The organism is Arthrobacter sp. A5 (genome assembly GCF_051131705.1).
Lineage (GTDB): Bacteria > Actinomycetota > Actinomycetes > Actinomycetales > Micrococcaceae > Arthrobacter_M.
Map to the genome: position 1 here is coordinate 1,830,914 of NZ_CP180316.1, position 12,806 is coordinate 1,843,719.

Genomic DNA, 12,806 nt, shown 5'->3' on the forward strand with positions numbered 1-12,806 from the left:
CTTCCGGGTCCGGATCCACCGGCCGCCTGTCCTTCCACGCTACCGCACGGCACGCCACAGCAGGCGCCCCCCGGCAATCAAGCCGGGGGCCGCCCACCTTATAAGCTGCCTGCTACTGACGCGTACGGATCCGCGATGCCGATATATTGGGTTGCGGTATATTCGGCAATGCCCTCGGAGCCGCCTTCACGGCCCAGGCCGGAGTGCTTGACCCCGCCGAAGGGGGCGGCCGCGTTGGAGATGACGCCGGCGTTGAAGCCGACCATGCCGAATTCCAGCTGTTCGCTCACGCGCAGCAGCCGGGAGAAGTCCTTGGTGTACAGGTAGGCGGCCAGGCCGTATTCGGTCGAGTTCGCGATGCGGATGGCGTCGTCCTCGTCCGTGAACGTTGTCACAGGGGCCACGGGGCCGAAGATTTCCTGCTGGAGGATCGCTGCATCGTTGGGCACATTGCCCAGCACCGTGGGCCGGTAGAAGTAGCCGTCACCATCCACGGCGCTGCCCCCCGCCAGGACCGTGGCACCTGCGGCCACGGCCTCGGTGACCAGGGCGTGGATGCCGGTCCGCCTTTTCCTCGATCAGGGGGCCGATGTCCGTGCCGGCCTCGGTGCCGCGCCCCTCGGTCAGCGCGCCGATGCGCCCGGCCAGCTTCGCCGTGAACTCTTCGGCCACCGACGTGTGGACGAGGAAGCGGTTGGCGGCCGTGCAGGCTTCGCCCATGTTGCGCATCTTGGCGGCCATGGCGCCGTCAACGGCGTCGTCCAGGTCCGCGTCGGCGAAGACGATGAACGGGGCGTTGCCGCCGAGTTCCATTGACGTGCGCAGTACGTTTTCGGTGGCCGCGGCCATCAGCTGCTTGCCCACCGCGGTGGAACCGGTGAAGGAGATCTTGCGCAGCCGCGAATCCTTTAGCAGTGGCCCGGAGATGGAGGAGGCGCTGGAGCTGCAGACGACGTTCAGGACGCCGTCGGGCAGGCCGGCTTCCTGCATGACCTGGGCGAACAGCTGCGCCGTCAACGGGGTCAGCTTTGCGGGCTTGAGCACCATGGTGCAGCCCGCCGCAACGGCCGGACCCACCTTGCGCGTGGCCATCGCCAGCGGGAAGTTCCACGGCGTGATCAACAGGCACGGGCCCACCGGCTTGTGCTGGACCAGGATCTTGTTTTTGCCTTCCGGCGAGGTCACATAGCGGCCGTAGTCGCGCGCGGTCTCTTCCGAATACCAGCGCAGGAACTCGGCACCGTAGGCCACCTCGCCGCGGGCCTCCGCCAGCGGCTTGCCCATTTCCAGCGTCATCAGCAGGGCGAAGTCCTCGGCCCGTGCCGTGATGAGCTCGAACGCCATGCGCAGGATTTCGGCGCGCACCCGCGGTGCCGTCCGGGCCCAGCCAGCCTGTGCTGCGGACGCTGCGTCCAGCGCCGCCAAGGCGTCCACGCTGGTGCCGTCCGCAATGGACGCCAGCACCTGGCCGGTGGCGGGGTCGTGGACGTCCAGCGTCTTGCCGCCGGACGCCTGGCGCCACTGGCCGTTGATGAGGAGCCCGGTGGGGACGGTGGCAAGCAGGTTCGCTTCGCGGTCAACTGTAGTTGTCATGAAAAACTCCTTTTGGGCCCACGCGCCCGAGGGACCCGCCGCGAGCTTGCGAGCGGGGGGAGGGCGTGGGGATTAGTAGCTGGTGGTTGGCCCGGCGTCGGACGCCGGGACGTACGTGTTGGCGAGGGCTTCGCTGCCGCGGGCCAGCAGGGCCACATCGGCGCCGACCAGAATGAAGTCGACGCCTGCATCGAGGTAGCGGCGGGCGGTTTCCTGGGCGAAGGCGTTCACGCCCACCGGCTTGCCGGCCGCCTTGGCCACCTTGATGCAGTGTTCGACGGCGGCGACGACGTCGGGATGTTCCTGCTGTCCCAGCACGCCCATGGACGCGGCCAGGTCCGACGGCCCGATGAACACGGCGTCGATTCCGTCCGCGGCCACAATCCCGGCCGCGTTTTCCACGGCCTGGGTGGATTCGATCTGCACCATAAGGGTGATGGTTTCCGCTGCCGTTGCAAGGTAGTCCGGGATGCGGTTCCACCGTGCGGACCGGGCCAGGGCGGAACCGACGCCGCGGACGCCGTGCGGCGGGTAGCGGGCGGCGGCCACCGCGGCAGCAGCGTCGTCGGCCGTGTGGACCATGGGGATCAGCAGCGACTGCGCGCCCAGGTCCAGGTACTGCTTGATCACCACGGCGTCGTTGACCGGCGGGCGTACCACGGCCGTGACCGGGTAGCCGTTCACGGCCTGCAGCTGGGCCAGGATGGATTCAAGGCCGTTGGGGCTGTGCTCGGCGTCGACCAGCAGCCAGTCCAGCCCGGCCCCGGCGCAGATTTCCGCGACCAGCGGGCTGCCGGAACACACCCACATGCCGGCCAGCGGACGGTCCGCGGCGGCCAGCGCGTCCTTGAACGACGGAGCGGGCTTTATTCGAAGCGGCATGTGATGGTGCCCAGCTTTCCGTAGTCGGCGAAGACGGTGTCCCCGGCATGGACCCACATGGGGCGGGTGAACGAGCCGGCAAGGATGAGCTCCCCGGCCTTGAGCACGTCACCGTGCGGGGCGATCTTGTTCGCCAGCCAGGACACGCCCGACGCCGGGTGGTTCAGCACGCCGGCCGCCACCCCGGTTTCTTCCACGGTCTGGTTCTTGTACAGGATGGCGGAGACCCAGCGGAGGTCGACGTCGTCGGGCTTCACCGGGGTCCCGCCCACCACCATGGCGCCCATGGCGGCGTTGTCGCTGATGGTGTCCACGATGGTTCGGCCCTCCATTTCGATCCGGGAATCGAGGATCTCCAGCGCGGGCACCACGTACTCGGTGGCGCGCAGGACATCGAAAATGGTAGCGTCCGGGCCGGCGACGTCCTCCTTGAGCAGGAAGGCCAGCTCAACTTCAATGCGGGGGTGCGAGTACTGGTTCCACTGCACCGTGCAGCCGTTCTCCAGGATCATGTCCTTGAAGATGATCCCGTAGTCCGGCTCCGTGATGCCCGTGGCGTACTGCATGGCCTTGGACGTCAGGCCAATCTTGTGCCCGCCCAGCACCCGTCCGGCAGCCTCGCCGCGCTGCCGCCACAGGCTCTGCACACGGTAGGAGTCCTCCACCGTCATCTCCGGGTACCGCTGCGTCAACCGTGGCGCCGGAACCCGGCTCCGGCCGGCCTCCACCAGTTCGTCGGCAATGCGCGCAATGGTGTCATCATCAAGCATGTTCTGTCTCCCTTAGAGCTGGTTGCCCATCTTGAAGCCGCGTTCCTCGCCCGGTTCGCGGGTGTAGGAGAAGCCGTCGGCGCCGACGGTGACGGCCATCTCGGACGAGTCGGTGCGCTTGATGACGGGCTGCGGATTGCCGTCCAGGTCCAGGACCAGGGAAGCCTCGGTGTACCAGGAAGGGACCACGGGGTTGCCCCACCAGTCGCGGCGCTGGTTGTCGTGGACGTCCCAGGTGACGACGGGGTTGTCGGGGTCGCCGGTGTAGTAGTCCTGCGTGTAGATTTCCACACGGTGGTCGTCCGGGTCCAGGATGTACAGGTAGAAGGCGTTGGAGACGCCGTGGCGCCCGGGGCCGCGTTCGATCCGGTCGGAAATGCGCAGGGCGCCCATCTTGTCGCAGATCTGGATGATGTTGTGCTTCTCGTGCGTGGCGAAGGCGAGGTGGTGCATGCGGGGGCCGTCGCCGCCGGTCAGGGCGGTGTCGTGGACGGTCTGCTTGCGGTGCATCCATACCGCGTAGCTGACGCCGTCGGAGTCCTTGATGTCCTCGGAGACGCGGAAGCCCAGGTCCTCGAGGTACTTGCGGCCGCGGGGGACGTCGGGGGTGACCTGGTTGAAGTGGTCCAGACGGACCAGCTCGCCGGCCGTGTAGAGGTCGTAGCGCTGGGTGAGCCGCTCCACGTGCTCGGTCTCAAAGAAGAACTCGTAGGGGAAGCCCAGCGGGTCCTCCACGCGAACGGCGTCGCCGATGCCCTTGACGAAGCCGTCCCTGCGGCGTTCGGTGCGGCAGCCCAGTTCCTTGTAGTAGGCCTCGGCGGCATCCACCTCGGCCGTGGACTTCACTCGGAATGCGGCAACGGCGACGGCGGCCACGGGGCCCTTGCGCAGCACCAGGTTGTGGTGGATGAACTCCTCCAGGGAGCGCAGGTAGATGGTGTTCTCGTCCTCTTCGGTGACGTGCAGGCCCAGCACGTCCACGTAGAATTCGCGGGATTTGGACAGGTCGGTGACCACCAGTTCCATGTAGGCGCAGCGGACAATGTCCGGGGCCGGGACGGTGGGGGTGGGGATGAAGTCGGTCATGGGGAACTCCTCAGTGAGCTAGTATGCGCGGTGGTCAGTTCGTGGCGGAGGCGCCGAATTTCGGGGTGTGGACGGTGCCGAGCGTGATGTGCACGGCCTGCTGGTCGGTGTAGAAGTCGATGGAGCGGAAGCCGCCCTCGTGGCCCAGGCCCGAGGCCTTGACTCCACCGAACGGGGTACGCAGGTCGCGGACGTTGTGGCTGTTCAGCCACACCATGCCGGCCTCGACGTTCTGGGCGAAATTGTGGGCCCGGGTCAGGTTTTGCGTCCAGATGTAGGCGGCCAGGCCGTACTTGACGCCGTTCGCCAGGGCCAGCGCCTCGTCGTCGTTCTCAAAAGGGGTGATGGCCACAACGGGGCCGAAGATTTCCTCCTGGAAGATCCGGGCCTCCGGCTTCACGTCCGCGAAGACGGTGGGGGCCACATAGTTGCCGGTGTCCAAGCCCTCGGGGCGGCCGCCGCCGGCGAGCAGGCGGCCCTCGGACTTGCCGATTTCCACGTAGGACATGACCTTGTTGTAGTGCTCCGGGTGGACCAGCGCACCCACCTCGGTCTTGGGGTCGTGGGGGTCGCCCACCACGATGTTCTTGGCCCGGGCCGCGTACTTTTCGCAGAATTCGTCGTAGATGGCCCGCTCCACCAGGATGCGGGAGCCGGCCGTGCAGCGCTCGCCGTTGAGTGAGAAGACGCCGAACAGGGCGGAGTCGATCGCTGCATCGAGGTTGGCGTCGGCGAAGACAACGCAGGGGCTCTTGCCGCCCAGTTCCATGGACAGGCCCTTGAGGTTGGTGGCGGCGTTGCGGAAGATGGTCTGGCCCGTGGTGGTCTCTCCCGTGAAGGAGATCAGCGGCACGTCCGGGTGCTTGACCAGCGCGTCGCCGGCGTCCTCGCCGAGCCCGTTGACCAAGTTGAACACGCCGTGCGGGAGGCCGGCTTCCTCAAAGATGGTGGCCCAGAGGGAGGCGGACAACGGCGTGAACTCGGCCGGCTTGAGCACCACGGTGCAGCCGGAAGCCAGCGCGGGCGCCAGCTTCCAGGATTCCAGCATGAACGGCGTGTTCCAGGGCGTGATGAGCCCGGCGACGCCGATCGGCTTGCGGTTGACGTAGTTGATTTGGGCGCCGGGGACCTTCATGGCGTCGTCGAACTGGGCCACGATCAAATCGGCGAAGAAGCGGAAGTTCTCCGCCGCCCGCAGCGCCTGGCCGCGGGACTGGGTGATGGGCAGGCCGGAGTCAAAGGTTTCCAACTCGGCGAGCCGCGCCTCCTGGGCCTCGACGGCGTCGGCGATCTTGTTCAGGATGCGGGCCCGCTCGCGCGGCTTCATGCGCGGCCAGGGGCCCTCGTTGAAGGCCTTGGTGGCGGCGGCCACGGCGAGGTCGATGTCCTCTTTTTGGCCGGCGGCGGCCGTTGCATAGTTGGTGTTGGAGACGGGATCCAGCACGTCGAAGGTCGCCCCGCCGACGGAATCGACTTTCTTGCCGTCGATGTAGTGCTGGATGTGGGTGGGGAGGTTCTCCGGGAGGTAGTGCTCAGCCATTGAGTTTGTCCTTTTCTTCGGTTTGCTCGGTGGGCTTGTCTAGTAGGAGGGGGTCAAAGGAGCGTGAGCCGGCTCTTCTGGGGCACTGCGGGCAAGGTAGGCGTCCAGGGTGGCGGCGCGGTGGGCGCGGGCGGCGCGTTCGACGTCGTCGGCCCCGGCCCCGCTTTCCAGCAGCTGCAGCAGCGCCTCGTGCTCGGCGACTGATTCGCTGGCCCGGCCCGGGACGTAGTTGAACGTGGAGGAACGCAGGGCCTGCAATCGGTTCCAGCCGCGGTGGACCAGGTCCAGGATGTGCGGGTTGGGGCAGTTTTCAAACAGGACGCTGTGGAATTCCAGGTTCAGCGCCGTGAAGCTGATGGGGTCAAAATGTGCCAGGCATTCGCGCATTGCGGCGTTGACGGCCCGGGCCCGCGCAATGTCGGACGCCGTGATCAAGGGGGCGGACAGTGCGGTGGCGGCACCCTCCACGATGCTCAGGGTCTGCATGGTGTACAGGTACTCGGTGGGGTCGATCCCGGCCACCGTGGCGCCGACATTGCGCTCAAAGGTGACGAAGTTTTCGGCCTCCAGCCGGCGGATGGCCTCGCGTACCGGCACCACGCTGAAGCCGAGGTCGTCGGCCAGCTTGGCCAGCACCAGCCGGTAGCCGGGATTGTATTCGCCGCCGAGGATCTTTTCCTTGATGGCGGCGTAGGCCCGCTCGGACTTGCTGCTGGTTTCGTTGCCAGGTGCTGTGCTGTATGGTGCTGAGCTGCTCACGGTTGTGCTGCCGGGTTCGGATGCGTGGCGGCCCATTCGGCGAACCTGGCCTTCCACGCTGCGTTCATCGGGTAAAGTCCCTCCACGCTGTTGCCTTCGGCGACCATTTCGGCGATATAGGTTTCCTCATGCTCCTGGGCGATGGCGTCGTCGGCCACTTCTTCCGCCAGCGACGGCGGGATCACCAGCACTCCGTCAGCGTCGCCGACGATGATGTCGCCGGGCTGAACGGTGGCTCCGCCGCAGGAGATGGTCAGGTCCGTGTCCCAGGGGATGTGCTTGCGGCCGAGGACCGCGGGGTGGGCGCCGGTGAAGAAGGTCGGCATGTCCAGGGCGGCCACGGCGGCAACGTCGCGGACACCGCCGTCGGTCACGATGGCCGCGGCGCCCTTGACCTGGGCGCGCAGGGCCAGGATGTCGCCCACGGTGCCTGTGCCGGGCTCGCCGCGGGCCTCCATGACCAGCACGTCGCCGTCGTTGAGCGTGTTGATGATGCGCTTCTGGGCGTTGTAGCCGCCGCCGTGCGCCTTGAACAGGTCCTCGCGGTTGGGCACGTAGCGCAGGGTGCGGGCCATGCCCGCGATCCGCAGCTCGGGGCGGGTGGATTTCAGGCCGTCGATGCTGACGTTGTTCAGCCCGCGCTTGCGCAGCTGGGCGCTCAGCGTGGCGGTGCCGACGCTGGTCAGCTTTCGCTTGAGCTCGGCGCTGAGGCCCTTCGGTTTCAGGCCGGCAGCTTCGGCGGAGCCGTAGGCGTCCTCGCGGTCGGCATCGGCGGCCTTGGGCCCGTTGCCAAAGTCGGCGAATGGCGCTTCGCCTTGGATGACGACGGTGCGCAGCCGCCCGGTGCTCAATCCTGCCGTGTTCGATCCTGCAGTGCTCAATCCTGGGGCGGGGGAGCTGACTTCCACCTCGATGACGTCGCCGGGCACGGCAACTGAGGAGCCGGCCGGGGTCCCGGTGAGGATGACGTCGCCCGGTTCCAGCGTCATGAGCTGGGACAGGTCCGCGACGATCTGGCTGAACGGGAAGATCAGTGCGGCCGTGGTGTCGTCCTGGACGGGTTCGCCGTTAACCCAGGTGCGCACGCGCAGGGCGGTCGGGTCGACGTCGGCCGCGGGAATCAGTCCGGGGCCGAAGGGGGTGAAGCCGTCCCCGGACTTGGAGCGGACGTTGGAGCCCTTGTCCGCGTACTTGAGGTCGTAGACGCCGAGGTCGTTGCTGGCGGTGACGTGCCCGACGTGCGTCCAGGCGGCCTCGGGGCTGACGCGGCGGGCGGCCGTGCCGATCACCAGGGCGATCTCGCCTTCGTAGGCGAGGAGTTCACAACCGGCGGGGCGCTCGATCTCGGAACCGGTCAGGCTCAGTGACGACGACGCCTTGAGGAAGTAGGACGGCTTGGCCGGGGTGCGCCCGCGCTGGTCGGCCCGCGACTGGTACGCCAGATGGACGGCAACGACCTTGCCGGCCTGCTTGACGGTGGCTGCGGTGACTTGTTCCACGGAACTCTCCTGGGCTGAAAATGGTTGGCTTGCTGCGGCCTTGGTGACTGGCTGCCGTTATCAAGTACAAAATCGTATACGATCTACTCTGCCCTGTAACTTCCGTCACGTCAAACCCTTGAACGGTTAAATTTTTCCATCACAGGCGTATTCTTCATCCGCCTACGCGTTGGTGACCTTCACGCCCAAGGGGAGTGTCGGCGTCGAGCTTGCGAGTGTTGGGAACTCAAGAGTCGTGTTGGTGAGGCTCTCAGTCGATGCTGGCCGGATCCGGCGCCCCGCCAAAGCCAATGCCCCGGTAAATTTCGGGCCGGTTCTTCTTCAGCCGCAGGCCCCACAACAGTCCAGCTATGCCCGGAACAACCACCAGTGCGGGCAGGATCCAGGACAGGGGAGAGAACCCGTCCGAGCCGATCAACACATTGAAGTTGACCACGATCAGCACGAAAACGGTGCCAAGCGTGAGCGTGGCCAGCCCCGGTGCGATCAGCCGTGTCCACAGCGAATACCCCGCACTGTGCTTGCGGAAGTAGCCGATGACTGCCACGGAAATCAAGACCAGGAGCAACACCAGGCCAAAGGCTGCCGTGTTGGTCAGCCAGGTGAAGAAGGTCAGCACGGGGTACAGCTCTCCCATGGCGGAACTGATTCCGGCGACGGCGAACACCGCGAGCATGACCAGGGCCAGCGTGGACTGGGTCAGGGATCCGGCAACCGGTGCATGCCGGGCGTTGACGCGGGCGAACCCGCGGGGCAGCACGCTTTCTCGCCCCAGCGAGAAGACATACCGGGCCACCGCGTTGTGGAAGGCAATCAAGGCTGCCAGGAGACTGGTGATGAACAGAACCTGGGCGATGTCGGAAACGATGGCCGCGCCGTGTCCGGAGAGGAAAACGAACAGCAGGTCCGGGCCAAATTTCTGCGACTCCGCGACGATCTGGCCGGGGCCCGTGCCGACGGTCATGGCCCAGCCGGAGAAGGCGTAGAAGAGCGAAATGACGCCGACGGCGATATATGTCGCACGGGCGATGGAGCGGGTCGGATCCTTGGCCTCTTCGCTGTAAATCGCGGCCGATTCGAAGCCCATGAATGCAGCCATGCTGAATGCCAGGGCCGCCCCGACACCGGCGGTGAACAAGCTCGACGGCGCCAATCCCGCACCGCTCATACCTTCCGGGCTGACGGCGAAGGACACAACGTCGAAAACGATGACCGCAACGAATTCGAGCGCCACGAGCACGCCGATGATCTTAGCCGACAAGTCAACCTTATTGATCCCCAACCAGCCAACGATGACGAAGCCAACCAAGGCCGTCACCCACCACGGGACATTGAGGCCAAACTTGCCGTTGACGAAGGACGCGGAGGCAAATCCGAAAAGGCCGTAGATCCCGATCTGCATCGCGTTGTAGGAGATCAACGCCACCCATGCGGCGCCCACCCCGGTGGCGCGCCCGATGCCTTGGGCAATATAGGCATAAAATGCGCCCGCATTGCGGATGTGCGCGCTCATGGCCGCATATCCAACAGCGAAGAGCACGAGGCAGACGCCGAGCACGATGAACGACAGGGGGATGCCGACATTTTCCGTGACGGCAAAGTTGCTGGGAATTCCGCCTGCCACCACCGTCAAGGGGGCGGAGGCTGCAATGATCATGAAGACGAGGGCAGGCACGCCGAGCGTGCGCTTGCTCAGGCCCTTGCTCGATCCGGTGCCGGCCGACAGGCCCGTCATCGGCATGGTTTGTTCGGGTGACATTAAAACCTCCATTGGGAGAATAAGGATGATTTGAGTGTGGCACCTGTCACACTGTATGGTTTGTTGTTCGCGGCACCGTCGTTGACTTACGGTGCAGGACTTCCGTGGTGCCGTAGGTCGGCAGGTTTTGGTATGACAACGCGAGGGGCCGCCGCCACATGACGTGACGACGGCCCCTCGTTGGGGGATTGGTCCGCTGCAGACCTTAACCGTTGATCACTTGCGGGACGCCGAGGGATTTCAGTCCCTCAATCCCGAATTCGAGCCCGTAGCCGGACTGCTTGGCCCCGCCGAACGGAATGCGGGGGTCCACGGCGCCGTGTTTGTTGATCCACACGGTGCCGGCCTGGATGCGCGCCGCCACGCTGCGGGCCTTGGCCGGGTCGGACGACCAGACGGAGGCCCCGAGTCCGACGTCAAGGCCGTTGGCCATGGCCACCGCCTCGTCGACGGTGCTGTACCGGATGATGGGCAGGGCTGGCCCGAATTGTTCCTCGGCCACCAGCGGGTTGTTGTTGTCGATGTCCGCCACGAGTGTGGTCGGGTAGAAGTAGCCGGGCTGCTCCAGGTCCGGGTTCCCGCCCAGCAGCACCCGGGCGCCGGAGTCCCTGGCAGCTTCCACGAGCCGGGACACGATGTCGTATTGCTGCTTGTTCTGCAGCGGTCCGAGCACGTTCGCCTCGTCCAGCCCCACGCCCATCGGCACTGCGGCGGCGACGGCCGTAAGTGCTTCGCAGACCTCGTCATAGATGTCCTCGTGCACATAGAGGCGCTTCAGGGCCGCACAGGTCTGGCCGGTGTTGATGAACGCACCCCAGAACAGGTCTTCAGCGATGGCTTGCGGATCGGCGTCGGGGAGAACGATCCCGGCGTCGTTGCCGCCGAGTTCAAGGGTCAGGCGCTTGACGGTGTCGGCCGAGGATTTGATGATGGCCTTCCCCGTTGCCGTGGAACCGGTGAACATGATCTTGCCGATCGCGGGGTGTTCGGCCAAACGGGCGCCGACCTCCCTGCCGCCGCAGACTACCGAGAGCAGGCCCTCGGGAAGCTCCTGGTTCAGCACCTGGACCAGTGCGAGGACGCTAAGAGGGGTGTACTCGGACGGCTTGACGACCACGGCATTGCCCATGCGCAGGGCCGGGGCGATCTGCCAGACCGCGATCATCATGGGCCAGTTCCACGGGCCGATCGCGCCGACGACGCCGATGGCTCGGTAGTGGATTTCGGCATGCGTCTCGCCGTCGTCGACCACGGTCTCCGCAGTCAGCTCGGTTGCGGCGGCGGCGCGCAGCCATGCGGAACAGGCGCCGACCTCGAAGCGCGCGTTGGGGCCGTTCAGCGGCTTGCCCTGCTCGCGGGAGAGCAGCCGGGCGAGTTCTTCAGCGGAGCGCCCGACGGCGTCGGCTGCCTTGAGCAGTGCTTCGCTTCGCGCCTCATGGCCGAGCGCAGCCCACGCTGGCTGGGCGGCAGCGGCGGCAGCCACGGCACGCTCCAGATCCTCAACATCGTGAACCGGTGCCTCGCCCACAGCTTCCCCCGTGGCGGGGTCCAGCAGGGTTCGGGTGTTGCCGGAGATTGGTGTAATGGCCGTTAGGAGGTCAGTGTGCGTTTCCATGAATACTCCACTTCAAGTCGGTAGGTGCAAGTCCCGGTGGGGCGATGCCGCGATACGTCAAGTGTTGTTGGTCACCCAGCTTCTGTCTTGCCGATCCGCGAAGGGCTGTTGACCCAAGGCGAACAAACATTGTCGCGAGTGTGTTGACTTCGGAAGGAACAGGGCGGATTTTAGGGGTCTATTTAACGGCGGCGGCCACGCCTTCAGGCTGCGGCGCGGCCAGCGGGGCGCCGGTAGGCGCTGGGTGGCTCGCCGAAGGCGGATCGGAAGATGCGGCTGAAATGTGCCGCGTCGACGAGGCCCCACCGGGCGGCAATGCCACTGACCGGCCGGTGCGCCAGCAGCGGGTCGCGCAGCTCGCGCCGGCAATTCTCCAGCCGCCGTGTGCGGATCCAGTGGGCCACCGTGGTTCCCGCCTCCTGGAAAACATTGTGCAGGTGCCGCGTGGAGATGAAATGCGCGGCGGCGATGCTGGCCGGGGACAGCTCCGGATCGGCCAGGTTTGCCTCGATGAAACGGCGGATCCTGCCCAGGAGCTCGTCGTGCGGGCGCTCGGGGCCGTCCACTGCCTGGTCCAGCTCCGCCGCGAACATGGTGCTGAGCAGGTCCACGGCGTTGTGCGCCAGCCGATGCCCGCTGGGGCCCGAGAATACGTCGAGATTTTCCGCCAGCTGGGTCATGAAGGGGCTGATCATCCGACCGAGCCCCTTGTCGGCGGCCATCCGCGTGGCCGTCAGCCGGCCGACTGAACCGGCCGGCAGGTCAAGGGCATCGTGGGGGAACATGAGCACCAGCGTGCGGAAGTCGGACTCGTAAGCCAATGTGTAGGGGCGGTGGGTGTCATACACGGCCAGGTCGCCGGGGTGGAGGACGGCCTCGCGGTTGTCCTGGACCAGGATACCGGTGCCGGCCAGCTGCAGGTTGAGCTTGAAATAGAGACGGTCCGAACGGGCAATGAGCGACGGGGTGCGGTGCACGCTGTGGCCAGTGGCCGTGACCTCGATGATGGACAGCTCATCCAGGAGCCGGGAGCGCAGCCGGCCTTGAAAATGGTCGGGGTCGCTGGAGCGGACATGCAGCGGCACGAAGGATTTGGAGATTAAGTCATGCCACGCGGAGAAGGAATGGGCGACGGCGGTTTGGACGGCGTCGGCGGTTTCGAGAGCGGCGGTCATTCGAAAATCCCCTAGTGGTGCGAGTGCCCTTGGGGCGGGAATGTGCTGGCCGCCGGTGCCCAACGCCGGGGCGGCATCCTGGCGGAACTGTGGCGGACAACACTTTTCCATCACTCTAGTGACTTGTG

9 protein-coding genes and 1 pseudogene are annotated in these 12,806 nt (G+C 66.2%); all 10 read right to left on the bottom strand.

The features are described 5' to 3' along the window. Positions 1-98: 98 nt before the first annotated feature. A pseudogene (locus tag ACLLJI_RS08455) lies at positions 99-1,593 on the bottom strand (NAD-dependent succinate-semialdehyde dehydrogenase). Between the two features lie 72 nt (positions 1,594-1,665). Continuing rightward, entirely contained in the window at positions 1,666-2,475 is an 810-nt protein-coding gene (locus ACLLJI_RS08460) for an HpcH/HpaI aldolase family protein (protein ID WP_434620194.1), read from the bottom strand. Beyond that, positions 2,460-3,245 (bottom strand): 2-oxo-hept-4-ene-1,7-dioate hydratase, encoded by a 786-nt coding sequence (gene hpaH, locus ACLLJI_RS08465; protein WP_434620197.1) that lies wholly within the window; start codon positions 3,243-3,245, stop codon positions 2,460-2,462. The genes ACLLJI_RS08460 and hpaH overlap by 16 nt, the downstream gene beginning before the upstream one ends. Positions 3,246-3,257: 12 nt before the next feature. Next, entirely contained in the window at positions 3,258-4,331 is a 1,074-nt protein-coding gene (gene hpaD, locus ACLLJI_RS08470; RefSeq protein WP_434620200.1) for a 3,4-dihydroxyphenylacetate 2,3-dioxygenase, read from the bottom strand. A 34-nt stretch (positions 4,332-4,365) separates the two neighbouring features. After that, positions 4,366-5,871 (bottom strand): 5-carboxymethyl-2-hydroxymuconate semialdehyde dehydrogenase, encoded by a 1,506-nt coding sequence (hpaE, locus tag ACLLJI_RS08475; RefSeq protein WP_434620203.1) that lies wholly within the window; start codon positions 5,869-5,871, stop codon positions 4,366-4,368. Between the two features lie 39 nt (positions 5,872-5,910). Further along, positions 5,911-6,630, bottom strand: coding sequence for a GntR family transcriptional regulator (locus tag ACLLJI_RS08480; RefSeq protein WP_434620206.1), 720 nt, complete (start codon positions 6,628-6,630; stop codon positions 5,911-5,913). Then, the gene (locus tag ACLLJI_RS08485) at positions 6,627-8,129 is read right to left on the bottom strand and encodes a fumarylacetoacetate hydrolase family protein (RefSeq protein ID WP_434620209.1); all 1,503 of its coding nucleotides are present in this window, start codon (positions 8,127-8,129) and stop codon (positions 6,627-6,629) included. Before ACLLJI_RS08485 ends, ACLLJI_RS08480 begins: the two co-directional genes overlap by 4 nt. A 250-nt stretch (positions 8,130-8,379) precedes the next feature. Continuing rightward, the gene (locus ACLLJI_RS08490) at positions 8,380-9,888 is read right to left on the bottom strand and encodes an APC family permease (protein ID WP_434620212.1); all 1,509 of its coding nucleotides are present in this window, start codon (positions 9,886-9,888) and stop codon (positions 8,380-8,382) included. A 205-nt stretch (positions 9,889-10,093) separates the two neighbouring features. Next, entirely contained in the window at positions 10,094-11,503 is a 1,410-nt protein-coding gene (locus ACLLJI_RS08495; protein ID WP_434620215.1) for an aldehyde dehydrogenase family protein, read from the bottom strand. Positions 11,504-11,706: 203 nt separating this feature from the next. Next, a complete protein-coding gene (locus tag ACLLJI_RS08500) occupies positions 11,707-12,678 on the bottom strand; it encodes a helix-turn-helix domain-containing protein (RefSeq protein WP_434620218.1) in 972 nt (323 codons plus the stop codon). Positions 12,679-12,806: the final 128 nt, after the last annotated feature.

Bases quoted from the DNA above. Each gene is read 5' to 3' on its own strand.
- ACLLJI_RS08460 (WP_434620194.1), bottom strand. From the start codon at position 2,475: ATGCCGCTTCGAATAAAGCCCGCTCCGTCGTTCAAGGACGCGCTGGCC.
- hpaH (WP_434620197.1), bottom strand. From the start codon at position 3,245: ATGCTTGATGATGACACCATTGCGCGCATTGCCGACGAACTGGTGGAG.
- hpaD (WP_434620200.1), bottom strand. From the start codon at position 4,331: ATGACCGACTTCATCCCCACCCCCACCGTCCCGGCCCCGGACATTGTC.
- hpaE (WP_434620203.1), bottom strand. From the start codon at position 5,871: ATGGCTGAGCACTACCTCCCGGAGAACCTCCCCACCCACATCCAGCAC.
- ACLLJI_RS08490 (WP_434620212.1), bottom strand. From the start codon at position 9,888: ATGTCACCCGAACAAACCATGCCGATGACGGGCCTGTCGGCCGGCACC.
- ACLLJI_RS08495 (WP_434620215.1), bottom strand. From the start codon at position 11,503: ATGGAAACGCACACTGACCTCCTAACGGCCATTACACCAATCTCCGGC.
- ACLLJI_RS08500 (WP_434620218.1), bottom strand. From the start codon at position 12,678: ATGACCGCCGCTCTCGAAACCGCCGACGCCGTCCAAACCGCCGTCGCC.